This is a genomic window from Dyadobacter tibetensis Y620-1, assembly GCF_000566685.1.
GTDB lineage: Bacteria > Bacteroidota > Bacteroidia > Cytophagales > Spirosomataceae > Dyadobacter > Dyadobacter tibetensis.
The window spans coordinates 205,877-221,870 of record NZ_AZQN01000008.1; the positions used below are offsets into that span (position 1 = coordinate 205,877).

Consider the following 15,994-nt stretch of genomic DNA (forward strand, 5'->3'; position numbering starts at 1 on the left):
AAACCAGAATCTTTTGACCCCACGTCCAATGGCTTTTATAGACTATTACCAAGTTTTAGGTATTAACAAAAACGCCACAGAGGCCGAGATAAAGAAGGCCTATCGGAAATTAGCCCGAAAATACCATCCAGACGTCAATCCCAACGATAAAATTGCAGAAGCAAAATTTAAGGAGGTTAATGAGGCCAATGAAGTACTAAGTAATTCGGAGAACCGCAAAAAATACGATACATACGGAAAGGATTGGAAGCATGCTGAGGAGTTTGAAAAGGCCAAACAGCAAAGACAACATTACCGAGGTAGCCAGCAGGCCAACTCGGGCGGGTTTTCTTCGGAGGGGTTTTCTGGGAGTGAATATTCCGATTTTTTTGAATCGATGTTTGGTGGAGGCTATAGTTCTCAACGGGGCAAAAGTCGCTTTAAGGGTCCGGATTATAACGCAGAACTCCATTTGAACCTGCGAGACGTCTATACCACCCAGGCTAGGGTACTTACCGTCAATGGTAAAAATATAAGGCTAACGATTCCTGCTGGCGTAAAAGATGGGCAAATTATTAAAATTAGTGGTCATGGAGGTGAAGGAGCCCAGGGAGGGCCTAAAGGTGATTTGTATTTGACCTTCTCCATCAAAAATGATACTGCCTTTAAGCTCGATCAGGATAATCTTTATACGACTGTTAATCTGGACCTCTACAAGGCTCTTTTGGGAGGTGAGCTACTGGTGGACACTTTCGATGGAAAGGTGAAGCTTCAGATCAAACCTCTTACCCAGAATGGAACGAAGGTTAAGCTTAAAGGAAAAGGCTTTCCCATTTATAAAAAGGAAGGCCAGTTCGGAGATTTGTATATTACCTTCCAAATTAAACTTCCGGAAACATTATCGAAAAAGGAAATTGAATTAATTGAGGAACTTAGCAAAATCAATCAGTCATGAATACCGAACCACTCATTTCACTAGACCAGCTATGTAGCCATTATCATATTGAAATGACCTTCGTCAGCGAACTTTCGGAGCTCGGATTACTGGAAATTGAGACCGTCCAACGCGCTGCCTACATTCATTCCGATCAGATTACTCATTTTGAACGGTTGATAAGGCTACATCGGGAGTTAGATTTAAATATTGAAGGAATAGACATTACCCTGCAACTCCTAAAACGTATTGAATTCCTTCAGAAGGAGCTTAGCGCAGTAAAAAACAGACTGAGTCTTTATGAGGATTTGGAAGGTTGATACGTTGATTTCTGGCCAATACCTATAGCCTTTGCGCCTTAGCAGTGGATATATCTTCAGCAGATCTGTGTCTATTTGTAGAGGGTAACATGACAATTTCTACAGAGCTAGCCCCAGAAATCACGAAAAAAATTACGGGGGTAACGACCAAAAGTTAGGTTCAAAATCAAATGGCAATTTTTTAACGGACTCTTAGCGAACAACTAACTTTTTCGTCCAGCTTTTATCAGCACGTCGAGCCTCAATAAGGTATATTCCCGTGGTAAGATTCTGAACTGAGATGCTCTTTTCTTGACCAGGCTGAAGCTTCCCACCTTCTACAACTGTAACCCCATTTAAATTCTTAATTTGCACTGTAGCTTCCTGTCCTAGCTTCACCCGAACCACCTGAGTAGCTGGATTAGGAAACACCTGTAAATCATCTTCTGGCCTTGGCTCAACTCCTGTTACCGTCAGAGGTAGAATATTTTCCAATAACACCAGCCCCCCAGCATTGGTACCCAGACATACATCAGGTTTGCCATCTCCATTATAGTCTCCTACGCTGGCGAATAAGCCTATACCAAAAACATGTGGCGCAGGCTGCCCTCCTATGTCAATGGTATTAGCAACTCTGGTGGACCAATCACCCCAATTTCCATCGTACAACACACTCAGCGTTCCCGATTGATCCGTAATCAACAAATCCGGACGACCATCTAAATCCATATCCTGAACGCTTACCTGTACATTTCTCCTTTCGAAATTGACCCCTAACCCAGCGAAAGATTCTGTTTCTAACTGGAACTGATAGGTATTCGCCCCACCCGTATTCTTGAAATAATGAACATTCCCTTGTGGTTTCCCAACAAGCAAATCCAAGTCCCCATCCCTGTCAGCATCGTAAAAATGTAGGGCATCGAGCAGTTGGGATCCAGGTGGGAGGGCGATACTTACGGCCTGAGCTGGATCCAATAAGGCCCCACCATTATTAGAGCGGTTAGGTATATAACGATATTCTATCTTCAGACTCTGACTGGAGATTCCTGAGAAGCCCAGGTCCATGATCCCATCCCCATTAAAATCTGCCCATTGAGGACGGATACGATACAGTCCAAACCTCCCTTTTAAATCCAAGTAATTCTCTGATTCAAGTTGGTATTCAGGATTCGTTTTGTTGCCCGTGTTCCGAAGCAGCCATAAACCACCCCGAAATCCAGTGCTCAATGCCTCCCCTCCAGTCCCCACCAGTAAATCCAGATCGCCATCTCCATCGATGTCTACCCATAATGGAGCGGCATACTCCCCCACGTCCAGCATCTGATCTTGCAGAAAATTGGTCTGAACTAATGTAAAATTTGGAACTTCGGCAGTCCCCTGATTGCGGTAAAACCAGTTCGATGCCTTCAAATCCATAAGGTTGTCCTGATTAGACTCAACATTAGGAGAAACCACCAAGTCTTTGATTCCATCGAAATCGAGGTCCTCAGAAAAGGCAGCCGGAAATACCTTTAATTTTATTGGTTCTTTCTCAGGAAATACCGTTGTATAACGATTGAAATTAGCAATCAAACCCGGCTCTGAATTGTATAATACCGAAATATAATCATTACTGACATGCCCTGTAAGAAGTTCCCTGGCCCCATCACCATTCAGATCGGTCAGCAAGATCGTATTACCCGCATGCTCTACCCGGGTTGGAGAGGGGCTTTCCACTACATTGCAATCCAGTCCAAACTCAAAACCTTCTATAGCCCCTTTAAAAAAATTCCCCCAGCAGTCCCCGTTTCTGACAAATACAGGAGCATCGGCTCTACCTAAACTATCGGTAACCCCATATTTTTCCATACTTAGATTTTGATGAAGTTCTATAAATGTGCCATCAAAATCATAGGTAAGAATATCCAGGTCTCCGTCGTTATCAATATCGACAATACCGGGAATATCCGTACCCGACACCTGTAAATTGAGTACACTGCGATAGCCTTGTGTATACAATAAGTCCCGCTCTTGCACGAAGTGCCAGGTCACCCCCACTCTTTGCTGCCTATATACGCTAATTCCCAAGGATGTACTCGTAAAAATATCCTTTAGGCCATCGCCATCATAATCGGCCAAAATCATCCAGTTACTCAGTTTAGGGAGTTTCGCTTCCCAAGAAGGAGCATATACATACTCCCTGCCTACGGTTGACCCCTGCTTCGACCTGGAAAGGAATGTCGAAGCCTTGCCGTTGGTTCTATCAAAAACTACCAGGTCGGGCTCGGCATCTCCATCCAAGTCCATCGTCCCGTATTGAAGAGCATTGAGCCCTCCTGCCCACGGGTTAAGCATACCCTGATTGCCTACCACTAGGGAGGTAGTGCTGTCCATTTTAAACCAGGCCTGCTGGGCTATTGTAAAATTGGTAGCAGATAGCTGCAGTATGAGAATTAGACTTAGGAAATATTTCATAGGTTAGGTTGAGGAATTATCCATTATTTTTGTACTCCAATCTGGACATGGCCTTCATTCGGCTGTAAACCTAACGAAAGAACTGCGGTTTGATTGAGCCGAATACTAATCTTTGTTAAACTAGAAAACACAATAAAGCATATATGTTCACCAGTACGGAATCGCTCTACGAAATTTTTAAAAAACACCCCCATGTTTTCACTGACACCCGCCAGCTTGTAAAGGATGGAATATTCTTCGCTTTAAATGGAGAAAATTTTAATGGAAACCTCTATGCTGCCGAAGCACTAAATTCTGGAGCAGCCTATGCCGTGGTCGACCAGGCCGACGTCGTAACGGATCAACGCTTTTTATTGGTTGAAAATGTACTGTCCACCCTGCAGGAGCTGGCTACACTTCATCGTAAAAGCTTTAACTTTCCGGTATTAGCACTGACCGGAAGTAACGGGAAAACGACCACCAAAGAACTCCTGTATAAGGTGTTGTCTATGCGCTATCATGTATATGCTACACAAGGAAATTTAAATAATCATATTGGCGTACCTCTTAGTTTGCTCCGTATACAACCCCAGCGCCACGAAATGGCCATTATAGAAATGGGAGCTAATCACCAAGGCGAAATAGCATTACTCAGTAACATAGCCAGACCTACCCATGGCCTCATCACTAATATAGGCAAAGCGCATCTGGAGGGTTTTGGGGGGATTCCTGGAATTATGAAAGGAAAGGGAGAGCTCTACGACTACTTGTCTAAGAAAAAAGGTACAATTTTTGTCAATACAAGCCATGAACTTATTATGGAAATGGTAAGTAAGAGACGTGCCTTTGGAGAAATCGTGTTTTATGGCTCCGAAAACAGCGCCTCAAAGCCCGTTTTATTAGAGACTCACCCCACTGTAACTTTCTTAGGCAATAATGGTAAAAAGATTAGCACTCATCTCCCTGGTGCATACAATTTTGATAATATCGCAGCGGCATTGGCAATAGGTAAGTACTTTGATGTGTCCGATGACGACGCCAATGAAGCAATAAGCCTGTACCAACCCGACAATAATCGCTCGCAAATTATAGTCAAAGGAAGCAATACCATACTGATGGACGCCTATAATGCCAATCCAACCTCCATGCTTGCGGCTCTGGAAGGGTTCGATAAATTGCCTGCCTCACATAAAATTGTCATATTGGGCGATATGTATGAGCTGGGGGAAGCTACCGAGGCTGAGCACCAAGCCCTGGGGGAGGCCATCGCCCGCCTTCATTTCGATCAGGTCATCCTCACAGGAAAACATATACAACATGCCTTGGCCGCACTTCCTAAAGCCTATTATTTTCCCGATAAATTTTCGCTCCATAATTGGATCATGGACAACCCACAACATCATACCCACTTCCTAATCAAAGGGTCGAGAGGAATGGCCTTGGAGTCTGTGCTCAACCTGCTTCCAGAAGGTAAATAATCTTTTCCCAATAACCATTTTATACAAATTGATACCGAGTAGATCCTATTGTGGTTATCAATAAGACTATAGACGGTATCAATAACTATTAATATTATATAAATAAAACTAAATTCGTTCTTTTAACACAACTCTTTCCAGCCTAAGTACCATGACAGATATTGCCTTCAAAGGTTGACCTTATTAACTTTGTAAAAATTAAAAAAGTACAAAACAAGAATTCTGAGCAATCATGGCTAATAGACTATTATCGGTAGGATCGACATTCCCCGAATTCAAGAAGACAGCAGTAGTTTCTCTGGAAAAAGGAAACGAGTTTTACGACATCACTTCTGAAGACCACAAAAACGCAGAGAAATGGATGGTTATGTTCTGGTGGCCAAAGGATTTCACTTTTGTATGTCCTACAGAAATCGCCGAATTTAATAAGCATGTTGAAGATTTTTCGGACCGCGACACCATCTTGATTGGCGCTTCAACAGACAGTGAGTTTGTACACCTTGCATGGCGTCAGAATCACGACGATTTACGTGGTCTCCAGTTCCCTATGTTGGCGGATACTTCAAAGTCACTGGCCGAAGAATTGGGTATTTTGGAAGCCAATGAGAAAATTGCTTACCGTGCTACATATATCGTAGATCCACAGGGAATCGTACGTTGGGTAAGCGTTAATGACCTTTCGGTTGGCCGTAATGTAAGCGAAGTAATCCGCGTTTTGGACGCTTTGCAGACCGACGAACTTTGTCCTTGCAACTGGCAAAAAGGAGAAGCCACTCTGGCATAATCTCCTGATAGCGCAAGAATTGACAGTTCACAACGAGTGCTTTGTTCCTCCAGCTCGTTGTGAACTGTTTTAGCATACTCCCATCACAATATCACATTCTTACAAAATAACAGTATCATGTATCCATTTGCTACTACAGGCAGCACCAAAGACTCCCTGTATAAAGAAATCAATATATCTCAGGATTTTGAAAGTGTGTTAATAGACAAGCTTGCAGCCTTAGATCACCGTTACCTTAAGGATCTTAAGATCAACCTTACAAATGTACTGAAGGCTCAAAACCTGAATAAAAAAGAAGCATTACTTCTGGGTCTTTCCGTCGCCATCAATGAGAAAAACACTACGCTTATTGCGGCACTAGAGGAGCTGGCTATCCAGGAAGGCGCTGAAGCCAAAGAAATTGCTGAAGTTGCGGCCTGCGTATCTTTGATGAACGCTAATAACGTGTTCTATCGTTTCCGCCATTTTATGGACAAAGAATATTATAATAATGCTCCAGCCGGAATAAAAATGAGCATTATGATGAATCCCGTGCTGGGTAAGGAGTTTTTCGAATTAATGAGCCTGGTCGTTTCTGCATTAAATGGTTGTGAAATGTGTGTTACCTCCCATGAACAATCTGTAATTAATCATGGAGGCACTCAAGCCCGTATCTTCGATGGGGTAAGAGTAGGAGCCATTTTTAAAAGCTTTAGTGTATTACTTTAAACAGTTGTTTCTTTCCTTTGAAGGGCTCCTAATCTGATATATGTATCTGATTAAGAGCCCCTTTTTTATTCATAACCATATTCGGTTTACTCCTTAATAAGACAAGTTGAGAGCCATCCATTATTTCTATACCCGACAATTTATCTATACTGACCTTCCTGAGTCGGTGGAATATCTAAGTTGATTGCCTCATCTGCCTCATTTTAGACAAATCATCTAAATGTGGATCAATTAAGTCAATTTATATCTACATTTCTTCCCATCCGTGGTTTTTCTTAGTAATTTTGGGGCATTCAATTTGAACATAATAAACGTAAATACATAATGGCAACTACCACTGAAAAGTATCTTCCTTATAAGGTAAAAGACATCACTTTGGCCGATTGGGGTCGGAAAGAGATTACCCTAGCAGAAGCAGAAATGCCAGGTCTTATGGCCATCCGCGAAGAATACGGTCCTTCTCAACCTTTGAAAGGTGCACGTATTGCTGGCTGTCTACACATGACCATCCAAACGGCTGTATTGATCGAAACCTTGACTGCTCTGGGTGCTCAGGTTACCTGGTCTTCATGTAATATATTCTCGACTCAGGATCATGCAGCAGCTGCAATAGCCGCTGCCGGGATTCCGGTTTACGCCTGGAAAGGAATGACTGAAGAGGAATTTAACTGGTGTATAGAACAAACACTTTTCTTCGGAGAAGAACGTACCCCTCTTAATTTGATTCTAGACGATGGTGGCGATCTTACCAATATGGTATTTGATGTTTATCCTGAGTTGATCGAAGGAATTAAAGGTCTTTCGGAAGAAACTACTACTGGTGTTCACCGTCTATACGACCGTTACAAAAACGGTACCCTTCATTTACCTGCTATCAACGTAAACGATTCGGTAACCAAGTCTAAGTTTGATAATAAATATGGCTGCCGCGAATCGCTTGTAGATGCGATCCGCCGTGCTACCGACCTTATGCTGGCCGGAAAGGTAGCCGTAGTAGCCGGATATGGCGACGTGGGTAAGGGCTCTGCCGAATCACTTCGTGGTGCTGGCTGCCGGGTATTGGTAACTGAAATCGATCCTATTTGTGCGCTACAAGCTGCAATGGACGGATTTGAAGTAGTAACCATGGATGAAGCAACTTCACGTGCCAACATTTTTGTTACCGCTACCGGTAACTACAAAATCATTACAGACCGTCACTTCCTGAACATGCGTGACAAAGCTATCGTTTGTAATATCGGGCACTTCGACAATGAAATCGATATGGCTTGGTTGAACAAAAACTATGGTTCTACAAAATCGCAGATCAAGCCACAGGTGGATATGTATACCATCGAAGGAAAGGATATTATCGTATTGGCTGAAGGCCGCTTGGTAAACCTTGGTTGTGCTATGGGCCACCCTTCTTTCGTAATGTCATGCTCGTTCTCTAACCAAACTTTGGCTCAAATCGAATTGTGGACCAATACAGCAGCATACGAAAAGCAAGTGTACGTTCTTCCTAAATTATTAGATGAGAAAGTCGCTGCATTCCACCTAGCACACGTAGGAGCTACGCTTGATGCTCTATCTGAAGAGCAAGCTGCCTACATTGGCGTATCTACGGAAGGTCCTTTCAAAGCAGAAACCTACCGCTACTAGTATCGATTCATATTCGATATGGTAACTAAAATAAAAACTGCCGGCAAGAGTAATCTTGCCGGCAGTTTTTATAGCATGATGCTGGGCTAAACTGGAGAATTCTTAACCAGATGTTTCAGACACCCTTATCTTCTTTTTTAGGGACATATTCAAGGGTACGTACGGGGAATGGAATGGTGATTCCTTCCTTCTCAAATGCTAATTTTAAGGCCTTGATTGCTATACTTTTAGCAGGCCCCGGCCCGGTCTTGGAGGGATCTATCCAGAACAGAAGCTGGAAGTCAATACTGCTGTCTCCAAATTGGGTAAACTGCAATTCCACAGGACGAAGAACACTTAGAAACTCCAAAGAATTGATGGTTTCAAGGGCAAGCCGCTCAACCCGTTCCAAATCAGAATCATAAGCCACTCCGCAAAGCAACTGAACCCGACGTTCTCCGGAATTGGAGTAATTCACTATGGGTTTCTGAAATATATCCTTGCTAGGTAGTTCAACGAACTGACCCGCAAAATTATCGAGTATTACCGAACGCAAGTTGATGGAAAGTACCTTCCCTGTAAAGCCATTGGTTTCAATAACATCACCCACCCTTATGGGCCGCTGAATAGCTATAAAAGCACCGGAAATAAAGTTGGCCGTCAGATCCTGAAAGGCGAAACCTATGGCCAGGGCTAAAACGCCAGCTCCAGCGACTAAGGAGGCCACCGTTTTTTCCAGCCCCATGACACCCAAAGCAAAAAATAACCCTACGGTAAACACAGCAATCTTAGCCAAGGCCGCTAGTAGACCAACCAGAGCTTCATTATTAGAGATCCGGTTGAGAATTCTTTTCAGAAACTTACTGCTGTATCCCGCCAAGTATCTAAATACGATGAGCAACAACACTGCCAGGATAAGATTAGGAATTAGCTTAGCTCCCTCTACTCCCCAACGATCCAGCTTTAGTTTGACAGGATCGATAACGTTTGAAAATTCAAATAATAACATACTCCCAATATTTACTTTTCCTGCACCGAATATAGACTTATACCAGCTATATAAGACTTTTAAACAATAATTTCATTAATTTAATTGTGCCAATCCACGGATTTTGATAAAATTAATCCAATCTCATAGGTCACAATCACCTTTACCATTATCTTTGTGGCTTCAAATCCTGCTAGGTCTGAAACCTACAGGTAATGCAATTTTTACACCATGTGCCCTTCTATAAAAGAATAGGCTAATATAAAACGAAATACAGATGAAATTTGGCGTAGTTGTTTTCCCGGGTTCAAACTGTGACGACGATACGGTTTATGCCCTACAGCATAACCTTGGTCAGGAAGTTGTAAAGCTTTGGCACAAAGATCACGACCTGCAGGGCTGTGATTTTATCATACTCCCCGGAGGATTTTCCTATGGAGACTACCTTCGCTCAGGAGCCATCGCCCGGTTTTCTCCCGTGATGAATGAAGTAATTGCTCACGCCAATCGAGGAGGCTATGTTATGGGTATATGCAACGGTTTCCAGGTGCTTTGTGAAGCGCAATTAACTCCTGGTGTGTTGCTTCCCAATATTAACCAGAAGTTTATTTGTAAAAATACCTATCTAAAGGCCGCTACGAATAATAGTTTGCTGACCTCTGGACTGGATATGGCTCGGCCTTATAAAATACCTGTGGCACATGCCGATGGGCGCTACTTTGCTGAAAAGAGTATACTTCAAGAAATTCAGGATAATGATCAGATTTTGTTTCAATACTGCGACGATAAAGGTCAGATAACTCCTGAATCCAATCTTAACGGAAGTCTGGAAAATATTGCAGGGATTTGCAATAAAAATAGAAATGTCTTTGGTATGATGCCCCATCCAGAAAGGGCAGCTGATCCGGCACTAGGCAATACTGATGGAAAAATAATATTAGAACAAGTATTGTCCGTTCTAGCGTAACGGGCATATAGATATAATCATTAAAGAGGAGGCAAATACAAGACTTGCCTCCTCTTTAATTTTATTCAGATTGCTTTACGAAAGAATCCTTTAAACTTTGCCCATCACATACATCTGATCCATGGTTGGGGTAGGACTGCCTCCCTCTCGTTCCAGTGTGATGGCAAAAGCTGCCGCTCCAGTTTTGGTAGGCTTCATTTTCAGAACCTTTCCATCAAAATGGCTATCTACCACACCTATATCTACCGGGACGCCATCTACAATGCTCCATAATTGGTATTGTTTACCCTCGGGAACAGCGGGAAGTCTTTGCACGTCCAGCATCACCTCATTAGTTTTAGGGTTCCAGAAAGCTGCAGCCGCACTTTCAGGAGAACGCTCCACACCCGAAAGTCGGATAACCTTGTAAGTCGGATCGCGGTAAAGCTGGGCCAGATTGCTGTTATAATCCAGATCAGCATCTATCTGATGCATACGCTCGGCCATATCCCCATTCGCTTCTTTGAGTTCGGCCAACTGATAGGCCATCCATCCCGTTAAAACCGCCAATATTAATGCGGCAGCAGTCATAAATTTGGGCCATACCGGAAGGGATTTCTTCCTTTTTACCTCTTCCTGCCCCGAGACATGTCCTTTGTCCAAGGGGATCACTTTGCCTTCCGAATCTTCTGTCGTTTTCTCATCAAATTCCATCTGTGCAAAGATAGCATCCTTTAGGGCCGGCGGAGGCGCCATCTGATACTTCATAGCATAGGCTTCCATGGCCTTCTCTACTCGAAGTAACTCCGTTTTTATTTCTGGATAGATATGCGACATGCATTCGACCTCCTGTTTTTCCTGAACAGAAACAGTGCCTAATACATATTCTTCTATAATACCAGATGCTATATAGGCTTCGATATTCATACTGTAAAATATTGTTTTAGCTCTTGCAGAGCCGTTCTAATTCTTGATTTGACCGTTCCAAGTGGTATATTAAGTCTTTCGGATATTTCTTCGTGCGTGTAGCCCTGGAAATATGCCATATCTACGAGCAATTTACGTTCTGGACGGAGCATATTGACAATCGCTCTGAGCTCCGCACTATCTGATTCGGGACTGTCGACAACATCCTTCTCATTATGCGCAACCCGATCGTCCACGTCGATCATGTCTGGTTTGCGATTTTCTACCCTAACTGCATCAATTGCACTATTTCGGGCTATATTCATGATCCAGGTAAAGAGTCGTCCCTTCTCGGGATTATAAGTAGCGATGCTTTTCCAAATTTTCAGAAAAGATTCCTGCAGCACATCCCCAGCTCTCTCTTCATCCCGCACGGTCTTGCAGATGATATTGAAAAGTGCTCCAGAATAATGATCATACAAGAATTCAAAGGCGGTCCGGTCATTGGCTTTAAGCCGAACTACCAGTTCTTCTTCCGTGTATTTTAACGTATTAGTCGCCAAAAGATGCTTAATATTTAATTGGTTGTATATTGAAGACAAGCTTTCAAAACCCCAGGTGTCACGAGGAGCACCTTTGATTTTGATAAATCTGCACAATTTCAACCCTCCGTTGAGTCGGGCAATACCCGCAGGCATTGTAAGACTCCATACATTTGCTCCAATCGTAGGTGTATGTCTTATATATCATATACGCCTATACAGTCGGAATGGATCGAAGGATCTATCAAAAATTATATAAGGGAGTGCATAAAACAATGGTGCCAGTTACATCAGTTGGCCATAGGGGAGGTAAGGCCATTATTTCTAAGGTCTAAGAAGCTTTTAAACGTGCGTATAATAATTCAGAATTTCCTTAGCTACGCAGGGTTTGCACTCTTTGAACCGTGCCCCATACAAATACCAAAATAAGGCTTATTTGGTAAACCACACTTCCGAGATCAATGAGACCTTTTCCTAAGGAAAGATATTGAGCATCGAGGGCGAGATAGTGGAAGAACTGTGCTCCCAGACCACTACCTAGAAGAATGGACAAGGATCCCCAGCCCACATACCATACAAATGCCAGCAGTGCAGCCAGAACGAACCCTACTATTTGATTATCATTGAGAGCGGAAGCGAAAATGCCCATTGCGGCCATACAGCCGCTTAACAAAAATAAACCCACATATGCACCTCCAACAGCAGCTAAGTCGAGATTACCAACGGGATTTCCCAGCTGCCAGATGCTATATACATAGATGGTGGTGGGCAATAATGTAATCAATACGAGAAACCAATTGGCCAAAAACTTCCCTACAACCAATTCCCAAACCGGGAGAGGCTTGGTCAATAACAGCTCCAAGGTGCCCGTTCTAATCTCTTCGGAGAAGGTGCGCATGGTGATGGCAGGGATCAGAAAAAGAAGCACATAGGGTGTCAGGTAGAAAAAAGAATCGAGATCGGCATATCCATAGTCAAGCAGATTTGAGTCTGGAAACACCCACACAATCAAACCTAATACGATTAAAAATACGGCCATGACCACATAGGCGATCAGGGAATTAAAGAAACTACTAATCTCTTTTTGAAATATAGGGAACACGGATGCCAAATTAAGCTTTACTCAAAAACCGGTTTTTCCTTTCGGATGACAAGGGAGACAATTAAGGAAATTATAAATCCAATAAGGATAAAACCTACTACGCTCATCAGGAACATGACTCCCGGCGACATGAACTTTTGCGAAAGCTCCACGGCCTGGTCGATCTGGGCGTCATCCATGCCTTTGGCCTCCATGTCTGCCCGTACCTTATCCATAGCCTGCGTCAGCATAGAATTGTCGATAAATTGCATATAAAACATATTAAACAATGAAGCCAGCAATCCACAAATTGCAGAGACCAAGGAACCCAGGCCCAGGCCCTGTCCAAAGCTCATAAAACCTCCATTTTGCTCTTTATAATTCTTCATAGCCATCACCAACCCTACCACTAATATCCCAAAGGAAATGGCACCTACCAGTTGATTGCCCGATAGGCCAGCAATATTGATAATAGTGCTGTATACCATTATCACTACAGCTGTAATGATACCATATTTTAATGCTACTCTAGCTGAGCTCACTTGATCCTCCATAGTTATAATATTTAGCGTAAAATTGTCATGGATAAAAATAAACAAAATTTTTATACTTAAAAATATTAAGTTCTATCTCTCAAAAATGCATGATCTTGTCTACGCAAAAGAAGAGAAATGATCAGGATAGGGATAATGGCCATTACGGTCTTTTTGCTAATTTCGTCCGTAATAATTTCTGATTTATCCATTTCTTGAATACTGGCATACATTTTGGCATATTCGGCCTCCCCTATATTCTTCACCAGTTCTACCTTTCCAGCCTCTAATAGGGTTGCCATCTCTGCCAGATAGCGGGTAAAAATCGTGGGGTCTACATAGGTAATAAATAGGTACATGAGCCAACCCGCAATGAATGAGGCTACAGTATTGACGATATAGCAAATGGTAAGTGCTTCCCATAAATGCAAAAAGCCTTTGCCTATTACTTTTCTATAGTACCAACAAGCACCAGCCATCATAATGACGTGAATTCCAAAATCAAGAATTTTATTATTCCCTAAAGGAACAATATTCATAAAATAAAGACCCAGGAAAAAGCCAAAAACCAATAGACCCGTTGCAAGACCAAACACCAGAGGCATTTTCAACATGGGCTTATTAAAATATTGTAAAATGGAGTTCATAGTAAAATTTACACAAATAGGAAGTGGCGAAAGCCCAACCCTGTAATGAAAAACGGAATTCTATTTTTCGAACCACTCTATCTGGCCACGATTGAGAACCCCTAACACGCGTCCCTGCAACTGCTTTCCGAGGAAGGGAGAGTTCTTAGATTTGGACAGGGTGCGGTCATAGATCCATGCACTCTGATCGTCGAAAAAGGTAAGGTTAGCTTCCATGCCCTCACCAATACCAGCAACAGGCATTCGTAGAATCTGACGGGGCCGACGGCTTAACTTGTCCACGAGATCCTCTAGGGCAAGCCCTCCATATTTTAATGCCGTGGAAAACGTGGTTTCCAGGCCTATCATCCCAAATTCTGCATGGTCAAACTCTAAGTTTTTACTTTCTTCATCCTGTGGGGAGTGGTCAGAAACAATCGCATCGATTGTACCGTCCAGTAATCCCTGCCGTAGCGCCTCCCTATCGCGGGAAGAACGGAAAGGAGGACTAACTTTCAGATTGGTGTCGAAACCTACCATATCCTCATCAAGAAAAGCTAATTGATGAGCGGCTATATCGCAGGAGACAGGAAGTCCCTTGCTTTTAGCATCCCGTATCAACTCAACACTCTCTGCTGTACTGATTAGCGAAAAGTGCAGGAGTGGTCCACTCGGGTGTTCATTGCGATTTTCTAATGCATAGGCCAGGAGCTTCAAATCCCTGATCACCATCATTTCCTCCGCCAAGGATGGAATGCCTTTCAGTCCGATAGAGGTACTGGTAATACCCTCATGCATCTGCCCATAGAGTGCTAAGGAGCCATCTTCAGGACGATTAATCAAAAGGGTATCTAAAGGCATTAAATAGAGTAATGTCTTCAGGAGTAAATCAGGATTCTGAATAGCCTGAACGCCGTCCGTAAAGGCAACTGCCCCTGCTTGGTGTAAATCCATCATTTCTGTAAAATCGATCCCCTCTGCCTTACGTGTCACTGCGCCTGCAACATGAAGCGCTACCACTCCCTGTTCCCCGGCCGATTTAAGATAGCGAATCGTATCCTTGCTATGCACCACAGGTTCTGAGTTAGGAAGCAACAACAGAGCCGTAAATCCTCCTCTAGCGGCAACGCGCTTCACCGATGGCAAGTCTTCTTTATGCTCGAAACCCGGATCTCGAGAAGCAACGCGAAGGTCGAACCATCCGGGGGATACATTCATCCCCTCATATTGGTATACGACGGCCTCATCGCAAGAGAGATGATCCCCTATTGCGGCAATAACCCCGTCTTTTACTAAAATATCCTTCGTCTGACCGTTATACTCGGATTCCCGATCATAAATTTTTGCCGCCCGAAATAATAATTGCATCGATATTTACTTTTTATACTTATTTTATAATAAGCGATACTGCTTCTTTAATTGAAACCATACTGCTCCATCGTAATATTTATGTTGACCTTTCCAAACTCAGATGCTTCTATCAAAAACTTCCGCTGGCCCGCCCCATTTCACTCCGGCTTACACAGGCTACGCACTTTGTCAACCGTTTATATATGCAGGGCAATGTTTCGGAAAAGGAGGCAAACCCCAGACCTTCTACCACTGTAACAGTTATAGCGCCCAAATTTATAATCAGATGAAAAGAAAATTTTAAAAAGATTACTAAAAAGGAGTGTTCAAAAAAAAAGCTCCCTTAGGAGCTTAATATTTCTGTTAGGCACCGACAAACTCTTTGTATTCATCAGCTGTGAGTAGACCTTCGGATAAATCTGCACCGTCAAGGCTAATTTTTATCATCCAACCTTCTACATAAGGATCAGAGTTAACCAGTTCTGGAGAACCGTCCAGGGCTTCATTCACCTCCAGTACTTTTCCTGCTACAGGAATAAATAAATCTGAGACCGTTTTAACGGCTTCCACCGATCCAAAAATCTCACCTTTTTCCAATTGATCACCGACCGTATTGATATCAACATAGACGATATCACCTAATTCCTTTTGAGCATGATCCGTGATGCCAATATAAGCATGGTCACCTTCTATGCGGATCCACTCGTGGTCTTCAGTGTATTTTAATTCTTCTGGAAAATTCATGATAGGTCTCGAATAAGGTTACTGTAATATTACCACCGCAATT

General features: G+C 42.9%; 16 protein-coding genes. 7 read left to right on the top strand and 9 right to left on the bottom strand.

Annotation, left to right across the window (positions count from 1 at the left end; all coding sequences use genetic code 11):
• Positions 1–28: 28 nt before the first annotated feature.
• Together X939_RS0118550 and X939_RS0118555 are read left to right on the top strand one after the other, a co-directional pair.
• Positions 29–934 carry a DnaJ C-terminal domain-containing protein gene (locus tag X939_RS0118550; protein WP_025764779.1) on the top strand — a complete coding sequence of 302 codons (906 nt, stop codon included), beginning with the start codon at positions 29–31 and terminating at the stop codon, positions 932–934.
• The gene (locus X939_RS0118555; protein ID WP_025764780.1) at positions 931–1,233 is read left to right on the top strand and encodes a chaperone modulator CbpM; all 303 of its coding nucleotides are present in this window, start codon (positions 931–933) and stop codon (positions 1,231–1,233) included. The genes X939_RS0118550 and X939_RS0118555 overlap by 4 nt, the downstream gene beginning before the upstream one ends.
• Positions 1,234–1,425: 192 nt before the next feature.
• Here the strand turns inward: X939_RS0118555 and X939_RS0118560 are convergent, their stop codons facing one another.
• On the bottom strand, positions 1,426–3,666 hold the full coding sequence (locus tag X939_RS0118560) for a T9SS type A sorting domain-containing protein (protein WP_025764781.1): 2,241 nt from the start codon (positions 3,664–3,666) through the stop codon (positions 1,426–1,428).
• A gap of 143 nt (positions 3,667–3,809) precedes the next feature.
• Here X939_RS0118560 and X939_RS0118565 point away from each other — a divergent pair, with 143 nt between their 5' ends.
• From X939_RS0118565 to ahcY, 4 genes are all read left to right on the top strand, one after another.
• Positions 3,810–5,123 (top strand): UDP-N-acetylmuramoyl-tripeptide--D-alanyl-D-alanine ligase, encoded by a 1,314-nt coding sequence (locus X939_RS0118565; RefSeq protein WP_025764782.1) that lies wholly within the window; start codon positions 3,810–3,812, stop codon positions 5,121–5,123.
• 232 nt (positions 5,124–5,355) lie between these two features.
• Positions 5,356–5,907, top strand: coding sequence for a peroxiredoxin (locus X939_RS0118570; RefSeq protein WP_025764783.1), 552 nt, complete (start codon positions 5,356–5,358; stop codon positions 5,905–5,907).
• Between the two features lie 117 nt (positions 5,908–6,024).
• Complete coding sequence (locus X939_RS0118575) at positions 6,025–6,615, top strand: carboxymuconolactone decarboxylase family protein (protein WP_025764784.1); 591 nt, start codon at positions 6,025–6,027, stop codon at positions 6,613–6,615.
• Positions 6,616–6,939: 324 nt separating this feature from the next.
• Positions 6,940–8,256, top strand: coding sequence for an adenosylhomocysteinase (ahcY, locus tag X939_RS0118580; RefSeq protein ID WP_025764785.1), 1,317 nt, complete (start codon positions 6,940–6,942; stop codon positions 8,254–8,256).
• 115 nt (positions 8,257–8,371) lie between these two features.
• Here the strand turns inward: ahcY and X939_RS0118585 are convergent, their stop codons facing one another.
• A complete protein-coding gene (locus tag X939_RS0118585) occupies positions 8,372–9,244 on the bottom strand; it encodes a mechanosensitive ion channel family protein (RefSeq protein ID WP_025764786.1) in 873 nt (290 codons plus the stop codon).
• A gap of 256 nt (positions 9,245–9,500) precedes the next feature.
• On the opposite strand from X939_RS0118585, the gene purQ reads away from it, so the two are divergent.
• Positions 9,501–10,190, top strand: coding sequence for a phosphoribosylformylglycinamidine synthase subunit PurQ (gene purQ / locus X939_RS0118590; RefSeq protein ID WP_025764787.1), 690 nt, complete (start codon positions 9,501–9,503; stop codon positions 10,188–10,190).
• 90 nt (positions 10,191–10,280) lie between these two features.
• Here purQ and X939_RS0118595 read toward each other — a convergent pair whose 3' ends face one another.
• The 7 genes from X939_RS0118595 to gcvH all read right to left on the bottom strand — a co-directional run bounded on the left by X939_RS0118595 (position 10,281) and on the right by gcvH (position 15,951).
• On the bottom strand, positions 10,281–11,096 hold the full coding sequence (locus X939_RS0118595; RefSeq protein WP_025764788.1) for an anti-sigma factor: 816 nt from the start codon (positions 11,094–11,096) through the stop codon (positions 10,281–10,283).
• Positions 11,093–11,773 carry an RNA polymerase sigma factor gene (locus X939_RS22635; protein WP_025764789.1) on the bottom strand — a complete coding sequence of 227 codons (681 nt, stop codon included), beginning with the start codon at positions 11,771–11,773 and terminating at the stop codon, positions 11,093–11,095. Before X939_RS22635 ends, X939_RS0118595 begins: the two co-directional genes overlap by 4 nt.
• A 217-nt stretch (positions 11,774–11,990) precedes the next feature.
• Positions 11,991–12,719, bottom strand: coding sequence for an ABC transporter permease (locus X939_RS0118605; protein WP_044200005.1), 729 nt, complete (start codon positions 12,717–12,719; stop codon positions 11,991–11,993).
• Between the two features lie 17 nt (positions 12,720–12,736).
• Positions 12,737–13,252: a DUF4199 domain-containing protein gene (locus X939_RS0118610; protein WP_025764791.1), complete on the bottom strand. Its 516-nt coding sequence runs from the start codon at positions 13,250–13,252 to the stop codon at positions 12,737–12,739.
• A 65-nt stretch (positions 13,253–13,317) separates the two neighbouring features.
• Positions 13,318–13,878, bottom strand: a complete 561-nt coding sequence (locus X939_RS0118615) for a DUF4199 domain-containing protein (RefSeq protein ID WP_025764792.1) — start codon at positions 13,876–13,878, stop codon at positions 13,318–13,320.
• 60 nt (positions 13,879–13,938) lie between these two features.
• Positions 13,939–15,225 carry a dihydroorotase gene (locus X939_RS0118620; protein ID WP_025764793.1) on the bottom strand — a complete coding sequence of 429 codons (1,287 nt, stop codon included), beginning with the start codon at positions 15,223–15,225 and terminating at the stop codon, positions 13,939–13,941.
• Positions 15,226–15,570: 345 nt separating this feature from the next.
• Positions 15,571–15,951 carry a glycine cleavage system protein GcvH gene (gcvH, locus tag X939_RS0118625; RefSeq protein WP_025764794.1) on the bottom strand — a complete coding sequence of 127 codons (381 nt, stop codon included), beginning with the start codon at positions 15,949–15,951 and terminating at the stop codon, positions 15,571–15,573.
• Positions 15,952–15,994: the final 43 nt, after the last annotated feature.

What these genes read in the sequence shown, in the direction of transcription:
- X939_RS0118560 (WP_025764781.1), bottom strand. Translation starts at nt 3,666, where the DNA reads ATGAAATATTTCCTAAGTCTAATTCTCATACTGCAGCTATCTGCTACC.
- X939_RS0118570 (WP_025764783.1), top strand. Translation starts at nt 5,356, where the DNA reads ATGGCTAATAGACTATTATCGGTAGGATCGACATTCCCCGAATTCAAG.
- X939_RS0118555 (WP_025764780.1), top strand. Translation starts at nt 931, where the DNA reads ATGAATACCGAACCACTCATTTCACTAGACCAGCTATGTAGCCATTAT.
- purQ (WP_025764787.1), top strand. Translation starts at nt 9,501, where the DNA reads ATGAAATTTGGCGTAGTTGTTTTCCCGGGTTCAAACTGTGACGACGAT.
- X939_RS0118575 (WP_025764784.1), top strand. Translation starts at nt 6,025, where the DNA reads ATGTATCCATTTGCTACTACAGGCAGCACCAAAGACTCCCTGTATAAA.
- X939_RS0118620 (WP_025764793.1), bottom strand. Translation starts at nt 15,225, where the DNA reads ATGCAATTATTATTTCGGGCGGCAAAAATTTATGATCGGGAATCCGAG.
- X939_RS0118610 (WP_025764791.1), bottom strand. Translation starts at nt 13,252, where the DNA reads ATGGAGGATCAAGTGAGCTCAGCTAGAGTAGCATTAAAATATGGTATC.
- X939_RS0118550 (WP_025764779.1), top strand. Translation starts at nt 29, where the DNA reads ATGGCTTTTATAGACTATTACCAAGTTTTAGGTATTAACAAAAACGCC.
- X939_RS0118565 (WP_025764782.1), top strand. Translation starts at nt 3,810, where the DNA reads ATGTTCACCAGTACGGAATCGCTCTACGAAATTTTTAAAAAACACCCC.
- X939_RS0118595 (WP_025764788.1), bottom strand. Translation starts at nt 11,096, where the DNA reads ATGAATATCGAAGCCTATATAGCATCTGGTATTATAGAAGAATATGTA.
- X939_RS22635 (WP_025764789.1), bottom strand. Translation starts at nt 11,773, where the DNA reads ATGCCTGCGGGTATTGCCCGACTCAACGGAGGGTTGAAATTGTGCAGA.
- ahcY (WP_025764785.1), top strand. Translation starts at nt 6,940, where the DNA reads ATGGCAACTACCACTGAAAAGTATCTTCCTTATAAGGTAAAAGACATC.
- gcvH (WP_025764794.1), bottom strand. Translation starts at nt 15,951, where the DNA reads ATGAATTTTCCAGAAGAATTAAAATACACTGAAGACCACGAGTGGATC.
- X939_RS0118585 (WP_025764786.1), bottom strand. Translation starts at nt 9,244, where the DNA reads ATGTTATTATTTGAATTTTCAAACGTTATCGATCCTGTCAAACTAAAG.
- X939_RS0118615 (WP_025764792.1), bottom strand. Translation starts at nt 13,878, where the DNA reads ATGAACTCCATTTTACAATATTTTAATAAGCCCATGTTGAAAATGCCT.